Annotated in this window: 22 protein-coding genes; 11 read left to right on the forward strand and 11 right to left on the reverse strand. The window is 65.8% G+C overall.

The annotated features are described in order from the left end of the window. Nucleotides 1-2: 2 nt before the first annotated feature. Nucleotides 3-1,568: a methyl-accepting chemotaxis protein gene (locus ASE39_RS00770; RefSeq protein WP_242421334.1), complete on the reverse strand. Its 1,566-nt coding sequence runs from the start codon at nucleotides 1,566-1,568 to the stop codon at nucleotides 3-5. A gap of 96 nt (nucleotides 1,569-1,664) precedes the next feature. Between ASE39_RS00770 and ASE39_RS27245 the strand changes: the two genes are divergently transcribed. Beyond that, entirely contained in the window at nucleotides 1,665-1,787 is a 123-nt protein-coding gene (locus ASE39_RS27245) for a hypothetical protein (protein ID WP_282434116.1), read from the forward strand. A gap of 76 nt (nucleotides 1,788-1,863) precedes the next feature. Next, the gene (locus ASE39_RS00775; protein ID WP_010463983.1) at nucleotides 1,864-2,103 is read left to right on the forward strand and encodes a glycine zipper 2TM domain-containing protein; all 240 of its coding nucleotides are present in this window, start codon (nucleotides 1,864-1,866) and stop codon (nucleotides 2,101-2,103) included. A 114-nt stretch (nucleotides 2,104-2,217) separates the two neighbouring features. Here ASE39_RS00775 and ASE39_RS00780 read toward each other — a convergent pair whose 3' ends face one another. Then, a complete protein-coding gene (locus ASE39_RS00780; RefSeq protein WP_010463982.1) occupies nucleotides 2,218-2,865 on the reverse strand; it encodes a DedA family protein in 648 nt (215 codons plus the stop codon). A 108-nt stretch (nucleotides 2,866-2,973) separates the two neighbouring features. On the opposite strand from ASE39_RS00780, the gene mutL reads away from it, so the two are divergent. The 4 genes from mutL to ASE39_RS00795 all read left to right on the forward strand — a co-directional run bounded on the left by mutL (nucleotide 2,974) and on the right by ASE39_RS00795 (nucleotide 7,302). Next, nucleotides 2,974-5,016 carry a DNA mismatch repair endonuclease MutL gene (gene mutL / locus ASE39_RS00785; RefSeq protein WP_057269897.1) on the forward strand — a complete coding sequence of 681 codons (2,043 nt, stop codon included), beginning with the start codon at nucleotides 2,974-2,976 and terminating at the stop codon, nucleotides 5,014-5,016. Between the two features lie 129 nt (nucleotides 5,017-5,145). Beyond that, nucleotides 5,146-5,769, forward strand: coding sequence for a DUF4304 domain-containing protein (locus tag ASE39_RS25555; RefSeq protein WP_082615280.1), 624 nt, complete (start codon nucleotides 5,146-5,148; stop codon nucleotides 5,767-5,769). Nucleotides 5,770-5,960: 191 nt separating this feature from the next. After that, a complete protein-coding gene (locus ASE39_RS00790) occupies nucleotides 5,961-6,134 on the forward strand; it encodes a hypothetical protein (RefSeq protein ID WP_199864238.1) in 174 nt (57 codons plus the stop codon). A 112-nt stretch (nucleotides 6,135-6,246) separates the two neighbouring features. Then, on the forward strand, nucleotides 6,247-7,302 hold the full coding sequence (locus ASE39_RS00795; RefSeq protein ID WP_057269899.1) for a phosphotransferase: 1,056 nt from the start codon (nucleotides 6,247-6,249) through the stop codon (nucleotides 7,300-7,302). Nucleotides 7,303-7,384: 82 nt separating this feature from the next. On the opposite strand, the gene ASE39_RS00800 is transcribed toward ASE39_RS00795, so the two are convergent. Together ASE39_RS00800 and ASE39_RS00805 are read right to left on the reverse strand one after the other, a co-directional pair. Beyond that, a complete protein-coding gene (locus ASE39_RS00800; protein WP_140426652.1) occupies nucleotides 7,385-7,672 on the reverse strand; it encodes a hypothetical protein in 288 nt (95 codons plus the stop codon). 213 nt (nucleotides 7,673-7,885) lie between these two features. Continuing rightward, nucleotides 7,886-9,049 (reverse strand): glycerophosphodiester phosphodiesterase, encoded by a 1,164-nt coding sequence (locus tag ASE39_RS00805; protein ID WP_057269901.1) that lies wholly within the window; start codon nucleotides 9,047-9,049, stop codon nucleotides 7,886-7,888. Between the two features lie 252 nt (nucleotides 9,050-9,301). Between ASE39_RS00805 and gdhA the strand changes: the two genes are divergently transcribed. The 5 genes from gdhA to ASE39_RS00830 all read left to right on the forward strand — a co-directional run bounded on the left by gdhA (nucleotide 9,302) and on the right by ASE39_RS00830 (nucleotide 14,682). Next, the gene (gdhA, locus tag ASE39_RS00810) at nucleotides 9,302-10,645 is read left to right on the forward strand and encodes an NADP-specific glutamate dehydrogenase (RefSeq protein WP_010463977.1); all 1,344 of its coding nucleotides are present in this window, start codon (nucleotides 9,302-9,304) and stop codon (nucleotides 10,643-10,645) included. Between the two features lie 140 nt (nucleotides 10,646-10,785). Then, nucleotides 10,786-11,619 carry an alpha/beta fold hydrolase gene (locus ASE39_RS00815; RefSeq protein ID WP_010463976.1) on the forward strand — a complete coding sequence of 278 codons (834 nt, stop codon included), beginning with the start codon at nucleotides 10,786-10,788 and terminating at the stop codon, nucleotides 11,617-11,619. 144 nt (nucleotides 11,620-11,763) lie between these two features. Continuing rightward, nucleotides 11,764-13,005 carry a multidrug effflux MFS transporter gene (locus ASE39_RS00820; RefSeq protein WP_010463975.1) on the forward strand — a complete coding sequence of 414 codons (1,242 nt, stop codon included), beginning with the start codon at nucleotides 11,764-11,766 and terminating at the stop codon, nucleotides 13,003-13,005. Then, nucleotides 12,998-14,029: a tRNA (adenosine(37)-N6)-dimethylallyltransferase MiaA gene (gene miaA, locus ASE39_RS00825; RefSeq protein ID WP_057269902.1), complete on the forward strand. Its 1,032-nt coding sequence runs from the start codon at nucleotides 12,998-13,000 to the stop codon at nucleotides 14,027-14,029. Before ASE39_RS00820 ends, miaA begins: the two co-directional genes overlap by 8 nt. After that, a complete protein-coding gene (locus ASE39_RS00830; RefSeq protein WP_010463973.1) occupies nucleotides 14,026-14,682 on the forward strand; it encodes an ABC transporter ATP-binding protein in 657 nt (218 codons plus the stop codon). Before miaA ends, ASE39_RS00830 begins: the two co-directional genes overlap by 4 nt. A 15-nt stretch (nucleotides 14,683-14,697) precedes the next feature. On the opposite strand, the gene ASE39_RS00835 is transcribed toward ASE39_RS00830, so the two are convergent. The 7 genes from ASE39_RS00835 to ASE39_RS00865 all read right to left on the reverse strand — a co-directional run bounded on the left by ASE39_RS00835 (nucleotide 14,698) and on the right by ASE39_RS00865 (nucleotide 22,493). Continuing rightward, nucleotides 14,698-16,419 carry a serine hydrolase gene (locus ASE39_RS00835; RefSeq protein WP_158004229.1) on the reverse strand — a complete coding sequence of 574 codons (1,722 nt, stop codon included), beginning with the start codon at nucleotides 16,417-16,419 and terminating at the stop codon, nucleotides 14,698-14,700. A 232-nt stretch (nucleotides 16,420-16,651) separates the two neighbouring features. Further along, the gene (locus ASE39_RS00840; RefSeq protein WP_242421335.1) at nucleotides 16,652-17,671 is read right to left on the reverse strand and encodes a porin; all 1,020 of its coding nucleotides are present in this window, start codon (nucleotides 17,669-17,671) and stop codon (nucleotides 16,652-16,654) included. A gap of 457 nt (nucleotides 17,672-18,128) precedes the next feature. Further along, on the reverse strand, nucleotides 18,129-18,470 hold the full coding sequence (locus ASE39_RS00845; protein ID WP_010463970.1) for an L-rhamnose mutarotase: 342 nt from the start codon (nucleotides 18,468-18,470) through the stop codon (nucleotides 18,129-18,131). A 35-nt stretch (nucleotides 18,471-18,505) separates the two neighbouring features. Then, nucleotides 18,506-19,282: an SDR family oxidoreductase gene (locus ASE39_RS00850; protein ID WP_057226933.1), complete on the reverse strand. Its 777-nt coding sequence runs from the start codon at nucleotides 19,280-19,282 to the stop codon at nucleotides 18,506-18,508. 25 nt (nucleotides 19,283-19,307) lie between these two features. Further along, nucleotides 19,308-20,588, reverse strand: a complete 1,281-nt coding sequence (locus ASE39_RS00855) for an L-fuconate dehydratase (protein WP_057269905.1) — start codon at nucleotides 20,586-20,588, stop codon at nucleotides 19,308-19,310. A gap of 35 nt (nucleotides 20,589-20,623) precedes the next feature. Continuing rightward, the gene (locus ASE39_RS00860) at nucleotides 20,624-21,481 is read right to left on the reverse strand and encodes an ureidoglycolate lyase (RefSeq protein ID WP_057269906.1); all 858 of its coding nucleotides are present in this window, start codon (nucleotides 21,479-21,481) and stop codon (nucleotides 20,624-20,626) included. A gap of 61 nt (nucleotides 21,482-21,542) precedes the next feature. Continuing rightward, complete coding sequence (locus ASE39_RS00865; protein WP_010463966.1) at nucleotides 21,543-22,493, reverse strand: ABC transporter substrate-binding protein; 951 nt, start codon at nucleotides 22,491-22,493, stop codon at nucleotides 21,543-21,545. Between the last annotated feature and the right edge of the window lie 23 nt (nucleotides 22,494-22,516).

Consider the following 22,516-nt stretch of genomic DNA (forward strand, 5'->3'; position numbering starts at 1 on the left):
GATCAGTTCCCCAGCCGGAACACGCTCACGATCTCGGCCAGCCGCGCGGCCTGGTGCTTGAGGCTGTCGGCCGCTGCGGCACTTTCCTCCACCAGCGCAGCGTTCTGCTGGGTGACCTGATCGAGCTGCGTCACGGCCTCGCCCACCTGGCTGATGCCAATGGTCTGCTCGCCCGTGGCGCTCGAGATTTCGCCAATCAGGTCACTCACACGTTTGACCTGCGTGACGATGTCTTCCATGCTGCGCCCGGCGTCGCCCACCAGCTGGGTGCCGTTTTCCACCTTGTGCACGCTGTCGCTGATCAGTGCCTTGATCTCCCGGGCCGCAGAGGCAGAGCGCTGGGCCAGGCTGCGCACTTCACTCGCCACCACGGCAAAACCCCGGCCCTGCTCGCCCGCGCGGGCGGCTTCCACCGCAGCATTGAGCGCCAGGATATTCGTCTGGAACGCAATGCCGTCGATCACCGCGATGATGTCGGTGATCTTGCGCGACGCGGCCGAGATGTCCTGCATCGTGGCCACCACCTGGCCCACCACCTCACCGCCCTTCACGGCCGCAGCCGAAGCGGTGCCCGCCAGCACGGCGGCGCGCTGGGCGGTGTCGGAGTTGTTCTTCACGGTGCTGGTGATCTCTTCCATCGAGGCGGCGGTCTGCTCCAGGTTGCTGGCCTGCTCCTCGGTGCGCTGGCTCAGGTCGGCATTGCCCGAGGCGATCTCGCTGGAGCCAGTAGCGATGGAGTCGCTGCTGTGGCGCACATCACCCACGATGCGTACCAGCGAGGTCTGCATGGCCTCCATCGCCCGCATCATCTCGGCCACCTCGCCGCGCCCGCTGGCATGGATGGGCTGCGACAGATCGCCCCCGCCAATGCGCTGCGCCACCGCACTGACCTCGCCCAGCGAGCGGCGGATGCGCTGCACCACCACCCACGACAACACCACCAGCAGCACCAGCCCCGCCATGCCCGCCGCCAGCACCGCCATGCGGTAGGACTGGATGAGCGCAGCCGCCTCGGACGCCTGTTCGCCCGAACGCTGCACCTGGTAGCTCACCATCTTGTCGGCCACGGCGTTGTACTGGTTCAGCACGGGCGCAAACGTCCCCAGGGCGTAGCTCTTGGCCTGCGCCATGTCGCCCGCTTTCTTGAGTGCCAGGGACTTGTCGCGGGTTTCCAGGTAGCTCTTGCGCACGGCGGCAAGCTCCTCCTGGATGCGCAACCCTTCAGGGCTGTTCTCCAGCTCGGTGTAGCGCTTTTGCACCGTGCTGGTGTCGGCCGTGGTCGCCGCCATCATGTCCTTGAAGTAGTTCTGCAGGTCGTCCCCCTCGGTCTGCACGATGGAGAACACCCGGGTGGCGTTGACGGCAATGTTGCTGCGCCAGCGCAGGGCCAGTTGCAGCCGCTCGACCTGCTCGGTGGCCAGGCCGTTCACCGTCCTGCCCAGATGCTGCACCCGCACCAGGCTCAACGCCAGGATGAGCACGAGCGCCAGCACCGCCACCCCCACAATCAACCCGATCTGTTGCGCCACCGTCAGCTGCGCGCCCATCCGACGTGATTGCTGGTCCATGGTGTCCCCTTGTATGAGTGGTGGGTTTACACAGGAAATGATCTGCCGGTGCCCGCCCGTTGGCAACCACCCCACACGCCACGTAAACCCTGATCCATGGACACCCAGCAACGCCCCGGCGGTGGCAAGGCGCAGGGGGAAACCGTGATCCCAGAGCCCCATGTCCTACAGGCGCATGCCACGGGTGCCTACGCCAGGCCACAGGCGCCGGATGGATAGTGACACCACAGGTCGAGCCCAGACGCACCCGCTGCTGGGAGCCAAGGCCTGAATCCACTCATAAAGGACTCCTGCCATGAAAATCCGTCACATCCTTCTCGCGACCACCTGCACTGCGGCCCTTGCTCTGGGTGGTTGCGCTTCGAATCCGTCGAACGCCCAGGTTGGCACCGGTGTCGGCGCCGTGGTCGGTGGTGTGGCCGGCAACGCCATCTTTGGCGGCCCGGTGGGCACCATCGGCGGGGCAGCAGCTGGCGCCCTCATCGGCCACGAAATCGGCGAAGACCGCGATCAGCGCAGGCCTTATCGCCGTTGATCCCGCCCTCTGCGCCGGATCCCCACGGGAATTTGGCATAAAAAGAGCTGCTGGCGCCCTTATTCAACAAGCGCCAGCAGCTCTTTTTTTGATAGCAACTATGAAATGATTGCCTCAGGCCGCCTTGGCCTGCCGCCCCGCACGCCATGCGCCGAAAATAGCGATCAGGCCGGGCACAAAAATCATCGCCCAGATGATCTTGTCCAGGTTCTCCTTGACCCAGGCAAAGTTGCCAAAGAAGTAGCCCGCCGTGGCAATGCCCAGCACCCACAGCAGCGCGCCACCCACATTGAACGCCGTGAACTTGGCCCGCCCCATCTCGGCCACGCCGGCCACAAAGGGCGCAAACGTGCGGATGAACGGCATGAAACGCGCCAGGATGATGGTGATGCCACCATACCGCTCATAAAACTCGTGCGCCTGGTTGAAGGCGCGGCGGTTGAACCAGCGCGAATCCTCCCACTGGAACACCTTGGGGCCAAAGAAGCGGCCAATCGAATAGTTGCACTGGTCCCCCAGAATGGCCGCCGCAATGAGCACCGCGCAGGCCAGCGGAAAACTCATCATCCCCGCGCCGCAGAGCGCGCCCACGATGAACAGCAGCGAGTCGCCCGGCAGAAAAGGCATGACCACCACGCCGGTTTCGACGAACACGATCAGGAACAGCAGCGCGTACACCCAGGCACCGTAGGTTTGCACGAAGGCTTCGAGGTACTTGTCGACATGCAGGATGAAGTCGATCAGAAAGGTGACCAGTTCCATGGGGTAGCCGGTGGGGCACCGGACGTTAAAAAGTTGCGGGCATTATCCCCATCGGTCGATTCCCATCGCCCGATGCCCCTGCACAGCCCTCGCCCTAAAATCTGCCGGGTGAACGACACCACCCCCACCCTCGCTGCGGCACAGCCTGCCCCCCCCGCCACCCGCCGCCCCATCCGCGACCTGCCCGACGAGCTGATCAGCCAGATTGCTGCGGGCGAAGTGGTGGAGCGCCCCGCCTCGGTGGTGCGCGAGCTGGTGGACAACGCGCTCGATGCGGGCGCCACGCAGATCACCGTGCGCCTGTCGGCCGGCGGCGTGCGCCTGATCACCGTGGAAGACGATGGCGGCGGCATTCCCCACGAAGAACTTCCCGTGGCCCTGCGCCGCCACGCCACCAGCAAGATCACCAACCTCAACGACCTGGAAACCGTGGCCACCATGGGCTTTCGGGGCGAGGCGCTGGCGGCGATTGCCTCGGTGTCGGAGATGGCCCTGCTCTCGCGCCCGGCCGCACAGGCCAGCGCGTTCCTGCTGGACGCCCGCAGCGGCGAACTGCGCCCCGCCGCACGCAGCACCGGCACGACGGTGGAGGTGAAGGAACTGTTCTTCTCCACCCCGGCGCGCCGCAAGTTCCTGAAGACCGACGCCACCGAGCTGGCCCACTGCATTGAATCGGTGCGCCGCCATGCCCTGGCGCGGCCCGATGTGGGCTTTGCCATCTGGCACGAAGGCAAGCTGGTGGAGCAATGGCGCGCCACCTTTGTCCCCGGCCAAGGCGATGCCCAGGACGCATTGGCCCGCCGCCTGTCGGACGTGCTGGGCGAAGACTTCGTCACGCAATCGGTTGCCGTACAGCACCGCGTGGGCCCTGTCACCGTCACCGGCCGCGCAGGCCTGCCCGACGCCGCCCGCTCGCGCCCCGACCACCAGTATTGCTACGTCAACGGCCGCTTCGTGCGCGACAAGGTGCTCACCCACGCCGCCCGCAGCGCGTACGAAGACGTGCTGCACGGCCACAAGCAACCCATTTATGCGCTGTATGTCGAGATCGACCCGGCCCGCGTGGACGTGAACGTGCACCCCACCAAGATCGAAGTGCGCTTCAGAGACAGCCGCGAGGTGCACCAGGCCGTGCGCCACGCCGTGGAAAACGCGCTGGCCGCGCCCCGCGCCGCCGCGCTGGCAGCAGCAGGGGCTGCCGCATCAGCAGACTCAGGCTCTTCGACACAGGGCAGCATCGAAAATTTCAAGCCAAATCAGCCCCTGGCGCACAACTGGCAAGCGCAAGCAGCTATCAAATTTGAAGAACGTGGCCACCATGTGGCCGACCTGCAGGCCCTGTGGGGGCCCCGGAAAGACAACGCAGCCACCGCGCCTTCTGGCCCCGCTGCACCCTTCGTGAGCTGGGGCACTGCGGCCAACACCGCTGAGGCAGACGCCATGCCGCAGCCCTTTGCGCCCGCCTCATCTATCCCCACTGCCGCAGCAGACGCTGTGGCCTGGCCCAGCAACAATACCGGACATGAAGCCGCCTGGCCCCAGGGCCAGGGCGGAAACGACACCGCCTGGCCGCTGGGCAAGGCCGTGGCCCAGTTACACGGTGTGTACATCCTGGCTGAAAACGCCCAAGGCATGGTCATCGTGGACATGCACGCCGCGCACGAACGCATCGTCTACGAGCGCCTGAAATCCCAGGTGGACAGCGGCGCCCGCATTGCGAGCCAGCCCCTGCTGATCCCCGCCACCTTTGCCGCCACCCCGCAGGAAGTGGCTACCGCCGAAGAGTCGGCCGAGGTGCTGGCCACGCTGGGCCTGGAGGTCGTGCCTTTCTCCCCCAAAACCCTGGCCGTGCGCGCCGTGCCCACCACGCTGGCCCAGGGCGACCCCGTGGAATTGGCCCGCAGCGTGCTGGCCGAACTGGCCGCACACGACGCCACCACGGTGGTGCAACGCGCCCGCAATGAAATCCTGGGCACCATGGCCTGCCACGGCGCCGTGCGCGCCAACCGCAAGCTCACCATCGACGAGATGAACGCCCTTCTGCGGCAAATGGAAACCACGGACCGGTCGGACCAGTGCAACCACGGAAGGCCGACGTGGCGGCAGCTGTCGATGAAGGAGCTGGATGGGTTGTTTTTGCGGGGGCGGTAAAAGGTCGGCCAGCCTCGTTGCAAGCCGCATGAACCAGAATGCGGGACGTCTCCGGGTCAACACGCCAACACATTTTTGGGATAGTGATTTGCCGACGATGAATTCCCAAAACATGTCAGCACGAAGCTAATGAAATCCCCTCAGGCAGTATTTGACGAGCTGTGCATATTTCTTTTTGAAAAAGTGCACGCTTTAAATTTTTCAAAAAAAGGACGAACGAAATTTTTTCGTAAATGTGCGATTGGCACGGCCTGTGTGAATATTAAAAAGAGCGTTACAACAACAAAAGACAAGATTACATTCACCGTTGAATTGAATATTTTCATTGATGCGCTTGACTGGATAAACAGAAATCCTGAAAATTATTGGCAAAAAAACCAACCGGACGTTCAATTTCGGTTTTATAAATTCTCCCCAAATGGTTCATGGACAGATGACTGGTGGGAAATTTCAAATGAAATTGATGGAAAGTCTTTTGCAGACCAAATTTCGACTGATTTTCTTGAAAACTTTGAAAAATACGTCAACATATACGAATCTGCGGATGCCACATTGAATCTTTGGCTATTGCATGCCAAATCCAAAAAAACCAGCATAATGAGAAAAATCGAGTACGCTGGACTTTTGTATGGATTTGACAAAAAGGCAGAAGGGGAGAAATTTTTAGAAAATATCCTCCCAAACATCAAAGACCATCAAGACAGACGCTTATTGATTAGATATATTGATAAGTTCTCCAAGAAATTCTATTGATTTTCAAATTGAACTCCAATTTAAAATCACACAGCGAATCAAATAGGTTATTTATATATATGACGTCAACCATTTGATCGAAATGCAACTCCGTCCGTCCAAGCGGACAACCCACACCCGCTTGGCAAATCCCTGCCTGCGGCTTGACGTGTGCCACGGAAGACGGAAAGCCTGCTACAAAGTTGGGCACCATGGCTTGCCACGGCGCCGTGCGCGCCAACCGCAAGCTCACCATCGACGAGATGAATGCCCTTCTGCGGCAAATGGAAACCACGGACCGGTCGGACCAGTGCAACCACGGAAGGCCAACGTGGCGGCAGCTGTCGATGAAGGAGCTGGACGCGTTGTTTTTGCGCGGCCGTTAACGGGTGCCCGGCCACCACCGGTTGAGCCCATCCCAGCCTTTGGCTGGCGTTAAGCTCCAAAGACGCAGACACGGGCAGAATCGGCCGCCCCACACCTCTGGCTGGCCCTTTCATGTTTGCACTCAACGCCCAATCCATCGCGCAGACCACACCCACGGGCGAGGCCATTGCGCAGGCCGTCGTGTCCTTCTGGGCGCTCGGGCCCGTAAAACACTGCGTGCTGATGCGGCGTGGCTTCAACCAGGTGTACGAGCTGCACTTTGACAATGGCCGCCACACCATCGCGCGCCTGAGCGCCGAGAGGCCGCGTGGCGAGCCCAACATCGCGTACGAAACCGCCCTGCTCCTGCACCTGCAAGCCCGGGGCATTCCAGTGGCAGCGCCGTTGGCTGCAGGAGATGGAACATTCAGCCTGGTACTCAGCTTGCCCGAGGGGCCGCGCGCCCTGATGCTGTTTGACTTTCTGCCGGGCGATCCTCCCGGCGAATCGCTGGTGGACATCGAAGCCACCGGCCGGGGGCTGGCGCAGTTGCACACCGCAGCACAGGACTACGCGGGCCCGGCAAGCCGCTACGTGCTGGATCTGCCCGAACTGCTGGACGCATCGTTGGAGCGGATGCTGCAAGCGCCCACGGTGGACGGGCCGCTGGCACGCGAGTTTTCTGCACTGGCCCGTGATCTGCACGAACGCTTTGCCACACTGCACGGCCTGACCCACGTGCGTTGCCATGGCGACTGCCACGGCAGCAACAACTTCATGTCCGACGGGCCGCATGGCACAGGCGAAGGTCGCCGTGTGGCCGCGTTCTTTGACTTTGACGACACCGGCCCGGGCCTGCTGGCCTACGAGTTGAGCGTGTACCTGTGGGTGCTGCTGCCGCGCAGCCTGGAAACCCCCACATCGGCCGCCACGCAGGAGCGCTGGCGCCGCTATCTGGCCGGCTACACCAGCGTGCGCACAGTGCCAGAGGTGGACCTGGCGGCCATAGCACCCTGCCTTGCGGTGCGGCAGTTCTGGGTGATGGGCGAATACGCGGGGCGCATTCCTGTGTGGGGTACGCAGGCGATGCCCACCCACTGGCTGCGCAAACAGGTCCCACTCATGCGGGCCTGGATGGACATGCCCCTGGCCGACGGAAACATCGGGGGAGTACCGGCAGCGGCCTGATCCCACGGGCTGCGAGGAAGTGCTGCGCGCGCATGGTCGCCGGACGGCACGTTGGCCCGGCTACCCTGCAACGCGCCTTCATTCATTGGGTGGCCACGGCGTCGATACGGTCAAGCCGCACCAGGATCCGGCCAAACTGCTGGTTGCGCAATTCCACCCATTGGCCGGGCTCCAGGCGCGTGACAGCGCCGCCCACCGACTGGCCGCCCACATACAGGGTGACGCTGTGCCGCTGCTGCTGGGCGTCGGCCAGCAGCTTCTCAATGCCCTGCAGGACATCGGCCGCCAAGGCAGAACTGGCAAAGACCAGCGCAGCCACTGTGACGGCCAGGGAGCGCAACGTAGTGCGGAAGATCGGAGTTGTGGACATAGCGGTGCCATTCATCAATCAAAGGGTGGAAAGAAGCAAACCCACGGAAGGCGCAGGACAGCGATGCCCCCGCACCGGCCACATTGTGGCCCGATCCGGCGCGAAGGCGCCATACGCGGCACGGGGCCAAGCCATGGCCCCGAGGAAACAAAAAAAGCCTGCAGGTGCAGGCTTTTTTGGATCGGATGCGCGTGGGCCCACACCTCAGGTCGCTCAGTTGTCGCGCGCTGCCTTGGCGGTATCGGGGAAGTCGCTGAACACGCCGTCCACGCCCAGTTGGTAAAACAGCTTGTATTCGGCCTTGGGGTCGCCCTTGAAGTCCGAGGCCAGGCGTTTGGCCTCGCTGCGGAAAGTGTAGGGGTGCACCAGCAGGCCTGCGGCGTGGGCGTTCTTCACCACGTCGGTGGCGGGCATCATCACGCGGTCGCGCTCGTCGATCTTGCCGTCGCCATTGAGGTCGTCGGCCTTGCCGTCCTTGTTGGCATCCACCTGCTTGGAGGGGATGAGGTAGGGCTTCCAGGGGCCAATGCCGTCGGCATAGGTCTTGACTTCCTTGAGGCCCACTGGCGTCAGCAGGCTGGCAAAGGTGCGCGTGTCGCCGGCCACGGCAAAGTCGTACGGTTTGTCGTAGGGTGCGGTCAGGTCCATGCTGCCGTCGGGGTTCACATCGTTCGCGTCCACCAGTTGCACCAGGCGGATCTGCGTCTTGGTGCGCAGGTACTTGAGGTTGGACACCTCGAACGACTGCACGATCACCGGCGAGGTCTTGGAGGTGTAGCCGTACTTGGCCAGGACGGCCAGCAGGCGGTCTTCCAGTGGCAGGCCCAGTTTTGAATGGAAGGTGGGGTGCTTGGTCTCCGGGTACACGCCCACGCTGCGGCCGGCCTTGGTGCCTTCGCTCTTGGCGAGGTCCAGCACTTCTTCCAGAGTGGGGATCTGGTACTTGCCGTTGTGCGACTGGTCGCGGTCGGCCAGGGGCTGCACGGCTCGCAGGGTCTTGATTTCGGCCAGGGTGAAGTCAGAGACAAACCAGCCCTCCTCTTCCACGCCGTCCACCATTTTCTTGGTCTTGCGGCTCGCAAATTCGGCGCGCGTGGACACGTCGGTGGTACCGGTGATGTTGGGCTCGTGGCGGGCAATCAGCACGCCGTCCTTGGTGGCCACCAGGTCGGGCTCGATGAAATCGGCGCCCATGTCGATGGCCCGCTTGTAGCCCTCCAGGGTGTGGTCGGGCAGGTAACCGGCAGCACCACGGTGGCCAATCACCAGCGGCTTGTCGCCATTCAAAGTGGGATAGGGGTTGTCATCGTTGCCTCCACAAGCTGCCAGCGTGGCCAGCAAGGCCAGCGCACCCAACTTCGCACCAGAAATGTGCATGCTCTTCTCCTCGTTGTGTTTAGAACCGCCGAACTGTGGGCTCGGCCTGTGACAAGGCCGTGACGCCCCCATTACGAACCGGTGACAGCCCTGTGCCGCCACCATCCGCACCAGAAAGTGGCAACTGTCTCGCCACATTCCCCACCATTGTGCAGAGGCATACGCATAAACGTATAACTTTTGAACATAATTCGATGTTGCAGCGCGCCATGGCGTGCCACCGCCCTTGATCTTCTGAAAGTCTTTTGAAACATGAAACACGCGTCCGCAGGCAGCTTCCTTTCGCACGTCGCCCTTCGCAACCCGGGACAGCCCGAGTTTCTGCAAGCTGTCACCGAGGTGATGGAAAGCCTGTGGCCCTTCATCGAAGAACACCCCCGCTATGCCGAACACGGCCTGCTGGAGCGCCTGGTGGAGCCCGAGCGCATCGTGATGTTCCGCGTCTCTTGGGTGGACGACCATGGCAGCGTGCAGGTCAACCGGGGCTACCGCATCCAGCACAGCATGGCCATTGGACCCTATAAGGGCGGCATCCGGTTCCATCCATCGGTCAACCTGTCGGTGCTGAAGTTCCTGGCATTCGAGCAGACCTTCAAGAACGCCCTGACCACGCTGCCCATGGGCGGCGGCAAGGGCGGCTCCGACTTCGACCCCAAGGGCAAGAGTCCTGGCGAGGTCATGCGCTTTTGCCAGGCCTTTGTGTCCGAGCTGTTCCGCCATGTGGGTGCCAACACGGACGTGCCCGCAGGCGACATTGGCGTGGGGGGCCGCGAGGTGGGGTTCATGGCCGGCATGATGAAAAAGCTCAGTAACCGGGCAGACTGCGTGTTCACCGGCAAGGGGCTGTCGTTTGGCGGCTCGCTGATCCGGCCTGAAGCCACCGGCTATGGCACGGTGTACTTTGCGCAAGAGATGCTCAAGTCCACCGGCCGGTCACTGGATGGCCTGCGCGTATCGGTCTCCGGCTCGGGCAATGTGGCGCAATACGCCGTGGAAAAGGCTTTGCAGCTGGGCGCCAAGGTGGTCACGGTGTCGGATTCGAGCGGCACCATCGTGGACGAGGACGGATTCACCCCCGCCAAGCTGGCCGAGCTGATGGAGGTGAAGAACCACCTGTACGGCCGCGTGAGCGACTACGCGGCGCGGACCGGGGCCCAATTTGAAGCCGGTGTGCGCCCCTGGCATGTGCCGGTGGACGTGGCCCTGCCCTGTGCCACCCAGAACGAGCTGGACGCAAACAACGCTGCGGTGCTGATCAAGAACGGGGTGGTCTGCGTGGCCGAGGGCGCCAACATGCCTTCCACCATCGAGGCGGCCAAGGCATTTGAGGCTGCGGGCGTGCTGTACGCGCCGGGCAAGGCAAGCAACGCAGGCGGTGTGGCCACCTCGGGCCTGGAGATGAGCCAGAACGCCGCCCGCCTGTCCTGGCCGCGCGAAGAGGTGGATGCGCGCCTGCTGCAGATCATGCAGGGCATCCACGCTGCCTGCCTGCGCTATGGCAAGCGCAGCGACGGCACGGTGAGCTATGTGGACGGCGCCAACATCGCAGGTTTTGTGAAGGTGGCCGACGCCATGCTGGCGCAAGGCGTGGTGTAACCCCGGTCCCGAAGGCAAGGCGCCCGAAGATGGGACAAGAAGGCGCGTTACCCGCCATTTCGTCCCATTTGCACGCAATGGGCACAAACCCTGCTTCGCCGGTCAGAACTTTCTGACGCGAAGCCGAGTCTGTCTCCATCATGAAGCGCACCCCCCTCCTGGTTTCCCTGACCTTGGCCATCGCCGTGACGGCGGGTTGCGCCACCCTCGACGCCAAGCAGCGCGAGTGGATCTTCCAGCCCAGCGACCGCAGCTGGGGTGGCGCGCAGTCCACCGCAGACATGCAGGATGTCTGGATCGACTTCCAGTCCGATGCCAGCGGCAAGGCCGAGCGCTTGCATGGCCTGTGGCTGGCCCATGAACGTGCCGATGCGCCCGTGCTGCTGTACCTCCATGGCGCGCGCTGGAACGTGGCGGGCTCGTCCGGCCGCATCCGGCGCATGCAGGAGCTGGGCTTTTCGGTGCTGGCCATCGACTACCGGGGTTTTGGCCAGAGCAGCGCCGCGCTGCCGTCCGAGGCGACCGCCGGAGAAGACGCCCGCGCAGCGTGGGACTGGCTGGGCCAGCAGCAACCGGGCAAGCCCCGCTACATCTTCGGCCACTCGCTGGGGGGTGCCATTGCCATCGACCTGGCCCGCCAGGTGCCCGACGAACAGGGCACCATGGTGGAAGGAACGTTCACCAGCATCCCCGAGGTGGTCAGCACCTTCAAGTGGGGCTGGTTGCCGGTGTCGGGCCTGATCACGCAGCGGTTCGAATCCGTCCGCAAGGTGGCCGAGATCGGCTCGCCCCTGCTGGTGGTGCATGGCAGCCAGGACAGCCTGATCCAGCCCGCCCTGGGTCGCAAGCTGTTCGAGGCGGCGCAGGAGCCCAAGCAATTCATCCTGGTCGAAGGGGGCTCGCACCACAACACCAATTCGGTGGGCCAGGGCCTCTACCGCGAGGCGATGGCCTCGCTGTTCAAGCTGAAGTAGGCCCTGCCGCCGCCCGGCGGCACGCACCACTGGCGGCGTGCGAAGCCCGCGGCCCGCCGCGTTGATGTGGCGCAAATGCGCACCACTGCGCACAGGTCCCGCTGGCACCGGCCTGCATGCCCCATCTGGTACCCTCAGACAGATATGTCTGCCTCCTCCGCCACCGCCGTGCCTGCGGCTGCTTCCGCCTCCATCCAGCCTGGCATGGCCATCCTGGTGCTGGCCATGCTGCTTTCCATCCAGCCTGTCACCACCGACCTGTACCTGCCCGCATTGCCCGCCCTCACGCGCAGCCTGGGCGCGCAGATGGCAGCGGCACAGCTCACGCTCAGCGGGCTGCTGCTGGCGTTTGGCTGCTCGCAAATGGTGTGGGGGCCGCTGTCGGACCGCTTTGGCCGCCGCCCCATCCTGCTGGCCGGGCTTGGCATCTACACCGTGGCCTCGCTGGGCAGCGCGTTTGCGCCCACCATGGCGCTGCTCATCGTGTGGCGCATTGCCCAGGGCGCCGCCATGGGCGCGGTGGTGATGTGCGCCCGGGCCATCGTGCGCGACCTGTACACCCCGCTCGATGGCGCACGCGCCATGTCCAAGGCGCTCACCGGCCTCGGCGTCGTGGCGTGCATCTGCGCGCCATTGGGCGGCTTGCTGAGTGAATGGCTGGGCTGGCGGGCGGCGCTGATGGCGCTCACGGTGTATGCCGTGGCCACGCTGGCGCTGGTGGCGCTGCGACTGCCCGAAACCCTGGCCCACCGCAACCCGCAAGCCCTGCAGCCCCGCGCACTGGTCGGCACCTGGATGCAGGTTTTGCGCAGCCCCACCTTCTGGGCGTTCTCGCTCCAGACCACAGCCACCTATGGCGGCCTGTTCACCTTTCTGGCCGCGTCGTCGTTTGTCTTCATCGACGTGCTGGGCCTCACGCGCACGCAGTTCGGGTGGACCATGGCATCGGCCTGCGTGGCGTATCTCGCGGGCACCTTCCTGTGCCGGCGCCTGCTGGCACGCCAGGGCCTGCTGCGCACGGTGGCCATTGCTGGCGCGCTGAGCGCAAGCGGCGGCACGCTGATGGCCGCCGTGGCCTTCATGGGCTGGCACCAGCCCTGGGCGCTGCTGCTGCCGTTCTACCTGTTCATGCTGGGCCACGGCATCCACCAGCCCTGCGGGCAAAGCGGGGCGGTGGGGCCGTTTCCCAAGGCAGCCGGCGTGGCCTCCGCACTCAACGGCTTCATGATGATGCTGGCCGCGTTCGGAATCGGTGGCTGGCTGGGCATGCGCCTGGATGGCACGGTGTGGCCGCTGGTCAACGGCATCTGGTTCTGGTCGGTGGTGCTCGCCCTCATCTCATGGACACTGGTGCAGAAGTTCGGAGCGCCGCGTGAGCATGCCTGAGCCCTTGTTGCACAACACCCTGCCCGCCGTCGCCCTGGCAGGCCCCACGGCCTCGGGCAAGACGGCCGGGGCCCTCGCGCTGGCCGCCGTACTGGGCAAGCAGGGCACGCCGGTGGAGATCATCAGCGTGGACTCGGCCCTGGTGTACCGGGGCATGGACATCGGCACCGCCAAGCCCACACCGGACGAGCTGGCCGCCGTGCCGCACCACCTCATCGACATCCGCGATCCCTTGCAGGCCTACAGCGCGGCGGAGTTCGTTCAGGACGCCACGCGGCTCATCGCCGAGATTCGCGCGCGCGGCGCGCTGCCGCTGCTGGTGGGCGGCACCATGCTGTACTTCAAGGCGCTGTTTGACGGCATCGACGACATGCCCGCCGCAGACCCTGCCGTGCGTGCGCGGCTGGAAGCCCAGGCGGCCGAGCAGGGCTGGCCCGCATTACACGCTGAGCTGGCCCGTGTAGACCCTGTGACGGCCGCCCGGCTGGCACCGGCCGACAGCCAGCGCATCCAGCGCGCGCTGGAGGTTTGGCAGGTATCGGGTCAACCGCTGTCGAGCTTTCAAACTATCAAAAAGATAGCTACTAGCGCTGATGAAATAAGCGCTAGAGCCCTATTTTCCTTGGAGCCCGACGATCGGGCCTGGCTGCACGGTCGCATTGCCCAGCGTTTTGACGCCATGCTGGCCGGCGGCTTCATCGACGAAGTGCGGGCCCTGCGCGCACGCGGCGACCTGCACCCGGACCTGCCCTCCATGCGCTGCGTGGGCTACCGCCAGGCATGGGAAGAGCTGGACTTCCAGGCCACGCGCGCACCGGGCACACCGCTCAACATGGGCCTGCTGCGCGAGCGCGGCATTGCCGCCACACGCCAGCTCGCCAAGCGCCAGATCACCTGGCTGCGCAGCATGCACGGGCGCCACGCCATCGCCTGCGACCAGCCCCACGCGGTGGCCCAGCTCGTGCAGGCCGTGCTGCAGCGGCTGGAGCAGCGGCCGGATTCGCAAGAGCCAATCACCCCATGACGCTGCTGCGTGCCGAACAGCTGGGCAAACACTACGGCGAAACACCGGTGTTTTCCAACGTGCAGTTCACCGTGGAAGCAGGTGAATTCGTGGCCATCGTGGGCGACTCGGGCGTGGGCAAGTCCACCCTGCTCAACTGCCTGGCCGGGCTGGACACCTGGGACACCGGCCGCATCACGCACGGCACCACCGACCTGGGCCAGTTGGGCGACACAGAGCGCGCCCTGTGGCGCCGTGCCCATGTGGGTTTTGTCTTTCAGGCCTTCCATGTGCTGCCGCACCTGGACGTGGCGCAGAACGTGGCCCTGCCGCTGATGCTGCTGGGCCAGAACGACCCGGCGCGCGTGCAGCAGATGCTGGACGCCGTGGACATGGGCGCACTGGGCGCGCGGCTGCCCCAGCAGCTCAGCGGCGGGCAGCTGCAGCGCGTGGCCATCGCCCGTGCGCTGGTCCACCGCCCTGCCCTGCTGCTGGCGGACGAGCCCACCGGCAACCTCGACCCCACCACCGCAGCCCGCGTGATGGACCTGCTGCTGGCGCAAACACGCGGGCATGGGGCATCGCTGGTGCTGGTCACGCATTCCGACGCGGCGGCAGCCCGGGCCGACCGGGTACTGCGGCTGCGCAGCGACGGCATCAGTGCGGGCGGCTGACCCGCAACACCCGCATCACGGTTCGAGGCGTGGCGCGCGGAAGTGCCCGTTCTGGTGCAGCACCACGGCACGCACCTCGCCGCTGGAATAACGCTCAAACTCCAGCTCCGCCCGCACCGCGTCGTACGCAAACCGGTCGCGCTGCCCAGGCAGCGGGTAGACGGTGTAGCGCGGTTGAGAGCCCAGGCGCACCTGCAGGCGGCCACTCGTGGCCTGCACATCCATCACAGTGCCGCCGCGCAGGCGATAGCGGCCCAGGTACGGGGCCAGCACCTCGTCGGACTGTGGCGGCGCGAGGCCCAGCACGGGCTCCTTTACACGCAGGGCCGTCAAGCGCGCGCCAAAGCGCGTGTAGCGCAGCACCGCGGGCCGCCCTTCCTTGTCGCGCTCAAAGCGCAGCTGCCGGCCCGATGTGGGCTGCGTGAAGGCGTCGGTCCCCAGCACCTGCAGCGGCTCGAACACACCGCCAGTCGGCCGAAGCTGAAGTTGACCATCCACCAGGGCCAGGCTCAGGGCCACCGCAGGCGACGCGCGGTAAACCCCCTCGTACGGTGCCAATGCAGCTGCATCGGTGGCGGGCTGGCCGGGCGGCACGGGGTAGCGCTGCGCCAGCAGCGGGGTCATCACATCCTGCTGCGCGGCCTGGGCGTTGGCCACGAGGGCAATCACCGCTGCGCCCCGGTCGGGTGCCAGCAGCCATACGCTGCGAAAGCCCCCCGTGCCGCCGCCATGCAGCCAAGTGCGCAGTCCATCGCGCTCGCGCAGCATGATGGCGTAGCCGATCTGGCCGCCGTCGTGGTCCGCCAGCGGCGTGAACAGGCGCTCGGCCGCGGGGCCCAGAGGCCCTTGCGCGCCGGCCAGCAGCGCGCGGCTGAACACCAGCATGTCGGCCGCCGTGGAGCGCAGGGCGCCCGCACCGGAGAACGCATCGAACTCCCACACCGACACCGGCATCTCGCCCTCATGCGGCACAGCCAGGCGCGGCGCCTTGTCGCCCAGCGACTGCACCGTGTCGTGCATGCCCAGCGGGCCGGTGATGCGCTCTTGCACCAGCTCAGCCCAGGGCTTGCCATGGCGCTGGGCCAGCAGCTCGCCCAGCACCGCAAAGCCGAGGTTGCTGTATGCGCCGGCACACGGCGGCGACTGGGCGAGACGCGCATCGGCCAGCGCCTGCCACAGCCGGGCGCGGTCGTACCGCAAGTACGGGTTTGCGGCGTCCGAACCGCGGCGGAAGTCCGCCGGCAAGCGTGGCAGGCACGAGGTGTGCGTGACGAGCTGGCGCAGGGTGATGGCAGCCACCGGGGCGGGCAAGACGGGCGCCAGCGCGGGCGAGCCATTGAGCAACCCGCCCAACGTGTCGTCCAGCGCCATGTCGCCACGCTCCACGGCCTGCGCCAGCAGCAGACCGGTGAACACCTTGCTGATGGAGCCCACTTCAAACAACGCCTGGGCAGGTGCCTGTGCCACGCGGTTGTAGGCTGTACCGAAACGTGCCTGGCCACCGTGCCACACACCCACCTCGGCCGCGCCACGCAACTTCCCCAGCGCTGCGGCCGCCATGGCGTCGGCCGGGCCCGACCAGTCGAAGCTGCGTGGCAACACTGGTGCGGCGGGCGCTGTGGCTGTGCCGGCGGGCTGCGGCGCCTGCGCACCGGCATGCCCCGCCAACGCGGCCGACACCAACCCGGCAGCCAACGCATGCCACGCCACCCTGTGCGCCCAGACAAAGGATTCCACAATGCACACCATGCCATCGCCCTTTTGAACGGCACCGCAACGCGGGTACCAGGGCGGCATGGTCGCACGCGCTGGCTATGGGCCAGCTTAAGAAGGGCTGTGAGGAAGGGCTGCTGCGGCGACGAACATCACCCCCTGTATCTGCGAGGTAGAGTCAAAAAAAGGGCCGCAGCGGCAAACGCTGCAGCCCAATGCCGCCGGGGCGGCCTCGCATGTCAGACAATCAGTAGCGTCAGAACGAATGCCCCAGGCCTGCGTAGATGGCGCGCTGCGAGGCGCCTGCCCCCGGCCCGTTGACCGTCACATCCGCAGCGTAGTTGGCAGATCCGCTGTTGCTCACCCCGCCCAGCGACGCATACACAAAGGTCCGCTTGGACAGGTAGTAGTCTGCACCCACCATGAGCAGCGTGGCCTTGCCGTTGCCCCGGTTGGCGCTGACGTGGTAGCCCGCTCCGATCAGCGTGAGCAGCGGCGTGACCTGGTAGCGCACACCCACCCATCCGTGGCGCAGCTTGGTCGGCGTGCCGGCCGCGGCGTCGGGGGCCGAGACGCTGTCGATCGCTGCAAAGAGCTTGGCGTTGCCCACGGTGTAGGTGCCGCCCACCATGGTTTCGTTGGAGAAGCTATAGACGTCGCTGTGGCGGCCATTGCCGTCGCGCCGGCTGGTGTGGATGGCGCGCAGTTCCAAGTCGCCCGCCACGTAGGCCGCAGACAGCCCCTCGCTGCGCAACTGCTTGGCCGATGCAGGCTGCTCGCCCAGGGCCACCTGGGCATTGAGCGTGAAGCCGCCCCAGTTCGGCGTGGTGTACTCGAACACATTGTTCGCGCCCTGCCAGCTGCGCCCGCGCACCAGAGTGGCGCTGCTCATGAACTGCTGGCCCGTGGGGTCCAGAAACCAGACATCGTTGCTGTTGAGCAGGTTCTTGCCCAACTGGAACGTGCCCCAGCCCGGGCTCGACAGGCCCACGAAGCTGCGGCGGTTGAAGAAGGCATCGCCCGTGGCGCCCTTGGGGGCGCTGAAGCCGCCCTCCAGCCGGAACACGGCCTTCAGGCCATCACCCAGGTCTTCGGTGCCCTTAAAGCCGAGCATGCTGGTGCCCCACTGGTTGTCCGCCGCCCGCGTGAGCGATCCGGTGCTGCCTGTGGCGGGGTTGGCGATCTTGTCCACATGCTCCACCCCGGCCACTACCCGGCCGTAGAGGGTGACGCTGGACTGCGCCTGTGCCAGCTGAGGCCATGCGCCCGCAGCCACCAGCGTGGCCGCGACCGCTAGTCCAGTGAAACCGAGAAATCGACGGTACGTGAGTGCCTGGCTGCCCCGCAGGCTAGGCGGCGGGCGCAGCCGGGTGGGTTACCCGGCGAGCACGGCAACGACGCATGCGGGGCAGCCAGGCCCTCACCCTTAGGGCCGGTGCCCCACGGCGTGCCGGGCGGCGTTGCAGTCCTTGCCAAGGCGGCCAGCCTTGGCTGCGGCCTGCGCCTTGCCCTGCACGCCGTGGGGCACCGGCGTACCGCCGATTTCTCGGTTTCACTGGACTAGGTTCTTGTTCAATGTGCTGTTCATGGTGGTGTGTCTCCATTCGTTGGTGAGTTCTTCGTGATGCGTTCAGAGGTGGCTGTCTGCCCCGCAAACCGTGCGCCCAGGCTGGCGCCCCACCCGTGCGCTGGGGCCCGGCGCACGGGGTGTTTTTGACGTTCGGTAGAAGCGGCTAGCCCTGCGCCGCCAGATCAAAGATGCGCGTCGCCGGCATCCACTTGCGGCCCGCGGGCGTCCATGGCGTGGGCGCCTGGAAGCGCCACATCAGTGCTTCCCAGGCTTGCAGACGGGCATCGAGGGCCTCGGCCTGCGCCATGCGGTCGCCGTCAAAGCGCGCGTCGTCCGTCTCCATGAACATGCACAGCCGCGTGCCCAGGCGAAAGATCTCCATGCCCGTCACCCCGTGCTCGCGCAGGTGCTCCCGCACCTCGGGCCAGATGGCGCGGTGGTGCGCCTCGTATTGCGCAATCAGGGCGGGGTCGTCCTGGAGGTCGAGCATCAGGCAGTGGCGCATGGGGCTTCCTGGGGTTGAAGGTAGGAGTGCAGGGGTCAGGGCAATGCGCGGTCGAGGTGCGTATAGCCCCCGTCCGGGTGCAGCCACTGCCCGGTGGTGTGGGACGAGCGGTCCGACAGCAAAAAGACCACTAGGTCCGCGATCTCCTGGTCCCGCGTCATGCGGTGCCCGAGCGGTATGCGCGCGGTGATGCGCTGCAGTGCGGTGGCGGGGTCGGGCAGCGTCTGCAGCCAGCGCTCATACAGCGGCGTCATCACTTCGGCCGGCAGCACCGCGTTGACGCGCACGCCGTGCGGCGCCAGCGCTGCAGCCCACTCCCGCGTGAGCCCCAGCTGCGCCGCCTTGGCAGCCACGTAGCCGCTGGTGCCGCCCTGGCCCGTGAGCGCGGTCTTGGAGGAGATGTTGACGATGGCGCCCTGGCGCTGCTGGAGCGACTCCACGCACAGGTGAGCCATCAGGTAGCAGTGCACCAGGTTGTCCTCCAGCGACCGGCGGAATGCGGCGGTGCCGGCCGCGAGGTCCACCCCATCGTTCACACCGGCGTTGTTCACCAGCCCATCGATGCCGCCGAACCGGCGCAGCGTCTGCGCCACCGCGTCCGTGCAGGCTGCTTCGTCGCCCAGCTCCAGGGCAAAGAACGCAAAGGTGGGGCACAGCGCACGCAGCGTGGCGGCAAAGTCGTCGCCCAATGGGTGGCGGCCCAGGATCACGGGCACCGCCCCTTCGCGCGCCAGCTGCAGGCTGATGGCGCCGCCGATGCCGGCACCGCCGCCGGTCACGATGACCACCTTGTCTTTGAGATGCAGGTCCATACGGTGCTCCTGGCGTGGGTGCGGGTCAGCCGCGGTGCTCGTAGCGGGCCAGCGACTCGGGCTTCATCTCGATGGAGTAGCCCGGCCGCTGCGGCGGCATGTAGGCTGCGCCGCGGATCACGCACGGGTCCACGAAATGCTCGTGCAGGTGGTCCACATACTCGATCACGCGGCCCTCCTTGGTGCCCGCGATGCACAGGTAGTCGATCATCGACAAGTGCTGCACGTACTCGCACAGGCCCACCCCGCCCGCGTGCGGGCATACCTTGAGGCCGTACTTGGCGGCCATGAGCATCACGGCCAGCACCTCGTTCACGCCGCCCAGGCGGCAGGCGTCGATCTGCACCACATCGATGGCGCCGCGCATGATGAGCTGCTTGAACATGATGCGGTTCTGGCACATCTCGCCCGTGGCCACCTGCATCGAATCCTTCACGGCCTCGCGGATGCGGCGGTGGCCCTCGATGTCGTCGGGGCTGGTAGGTTCCTCGATGAACCAGGGCTTGGCGAATGCCAGCTCCTGGAGCCAGTCGATGGCCTGGCCCACCTCCCACACCTGGTTGGCGTCGATCATGAGCTTGCGATCGGGGCCCAGCACCTCGCGGGCCACGCGCACGCGGCGGATGTCGTCCTGCAGGTCACGCCCCACCTTGAGCTTGATGTGGGTGAAACCTGCATCCACCGCCTCCTGCGCCAGTCGGCGCAGCTTGGCATCGTCGTAGCCCAGCCAGCCGGCAGACGTGGTGTAGCTGGGGTAGCCATGGGCCAGCAGGTCGGCGCGGCGCTCGGCCTGGCCCACGGCGCGCTCGCGCAGCAATGCCAGCGCCTCGTCGGGCGTGATGCAGTCGGTGATGTAGCGAAAGTCGATGAGCCGCACCAGCTCTTCGGGGCTCAGGTCGGCCACCAGTTGCCACACCGGCTTGCCCTCCGACTTGGCCCACAGGTCCCAGGCGGCGTTGACCACCGCGCCGGTGGCCAGATGGATGGCGCCCTTGTCAGGGCCGATCCAGCGCAGCTGGCTGTCGGAGGTGACATGGCGCCAGAAGCGGCCCATGTCCTCGGCGATCCACGCCAGGTCCAGCCCGACCACCAAGTGCTCCATCGCGCGGATAGCGGCGCAGCAGATCTCGTTGCCCCGGCCGATAGTGAACGTGAGGCCGTGCCCCTCCAGCCCCGGCTGGTCGGTTTCCAGTACCACATAGGCGGCCGAATAGTCCGGGTCGGGGTTCATCGCGTCGGAGCCGTCCAGGTGGGCGGACGTGGGGAAGCGCACGTCCAGGACGCGCATCGATCGAATGGTGGTCATAGCTCGGTGGTTTTGCGGGGAAAGTCGGCTCGCGTTCAGGCCTGCACGGTGCGCTGCTGCTGCTCGCCCAGGCCGCTGATCCCCAGCCGCATGGTCTGGCCCGCCACCAGGTACACCGGCGGCTTCTGGCCCAGTCCCACGCCGGGCGGGGTGCCGGTAGAAATGATGTCGCCCGGCTGCAGGCTCATGAACTGGCTCAGGTGGCTGACCAGTTGCGCCACGCCAAAGACCATGGTGCGGGTGTTCCCGTTCTGGTAGCGCCGGCCATCGACCTCCAGCCACAGGTCCAGCACCTGCGGGTCCGGCACCTCGTCGGCAGTGACCAGCCAGGGCCCGGTGGGCCCGAAGGTGTCGCAGCCCTTGCCCTTGTCCCACTGGCCGCCGCCGCGCTCGAGCTGCACTTCGCGCTCGGACACGTCGTTGACCACGCAGTAGCCGGCCACATGCCGCATGGCGTCGGCCTCGCTGATGTAGCGGCCACCTTGGCCGATGACCACGCCCAGCTCCACCTCCCAGTCGGTGCGCTGGCTGCCGCGCGGAATCTCCACCGCATCGTTGGGCCCCACGATGGCGCTCGTCCATTTGGAGAACACCACGGGTTCGGCGGGCACCGGCATGCCGGACTCTGCCGCGTGGTCCGCGTAGTTCAGGCCGATGCAGATGAACTTTCCCACGCGGCCCACGCAGGCCCCCAGGCGCAGGTCCTGCTGCGGGGTGCCCGCCACCAGCGGCAGCGAGTCCACATCGAGCTGCGCAATGCGTGCCAGCCCCTCGGGCGTGAGCACATCGCCGGCGATATCGGAGACCACGCCCGAGAGGTCGCGCACGCGGCCCTGGGCATCGAGCAGGCCGGGCTTTTCCTGGCCCTGAGGGCCGTAGCGAAGAAGTTTCACGAAAGAATTCCTTGTGGGTGGCAACGCACCGAGTTGAAAAAGCGGTCCGTCGCAGAGACCATCAGTCGTACAGAACGGCGGCGATCTTGGGATCGTTGATACTGGTCTTGTCGTACCAGAAGAAGCCGGTGTCGATCACCTTGGGCAGCTTCTCGCCCTTGAGCGCCTTGACTGCCGCCTCCACGGTCTTGTAGCCAATGCCCACGGGGTTCTGCGTGATGGAGCCGGCGATCAAGCCTTCCTTGATGGCGTCCTTCTGCTGCTTGCCCGAGTCGTAGCCGATGACGACGAGCTTGCGCTTGGTTTCGCGCACCGCATTCACCACGCCGAGCACCGAGCCTTCGTTGGCACCAAACATGCCCTTGAGTTGGGGGTAGGCCTGCAGGATGGATTTGGCGATTTCGGTGGACTTGAGGTGGTCGCCTCCGCCGTACTGCACGCTCACGATCTTGATCTTGGGATGTGCGGCCTTCATGCGCTCGACGAAGCCGTCGCGCCGGTCCACGCCGGTGCGGCTGGTCTGGTCGTGCACCACCAGTGCCACCTCGCCCGCACCGCCGATGAGTTCAGCCATCTTGTCGGCCGCCAGCGCCGCTGCCGCCTTGTTGTCGGTGGTGGCGGTGGTCACGGGGATGTCGCTGTCCACGCCGGAGTCGAAGGCCACGACCGGGATCTTGGCGGCCTGGGCCTTTTTCAGAAGCGGGATCGCGGCCTTGCTGTCCAGTGCGGCCAGTCCGATGGCCTTGGGGTTCTTGGCAAGCGCTGCGGACAGCATGTCGATCTGCTTGTCCACCATGGCTTCGGACTCCGGCCCCTCGAACGTGACGCGCACATCCAGGTCCTTGCCCGCCTGTTCGGCGCCCGATTTCACGGCCTGCCAGAACTGGTGCTGGAAGCCCTTGGACACCAGCGGTATGTAGACCTGCTGTTGCTGCTGGGCCATGGCGGCCGTGGTGCCGCCCCATGCCATGGTTAGGCCCACGGCGATGCTGAGTACGCGTTTGCTGAACATGGTTTGTCTCCTTTTAGTGGTTG

This window comes from Acidovorax sp. Root267 (assembly GCF_001429215.1).
Classification (GTDB): Bacteria; Pseudomonadota; Gammaproteobacteria; order Burkholderiales; family Burkholderiaceae_C; genus Acidovorax; species Acidovorax radicis.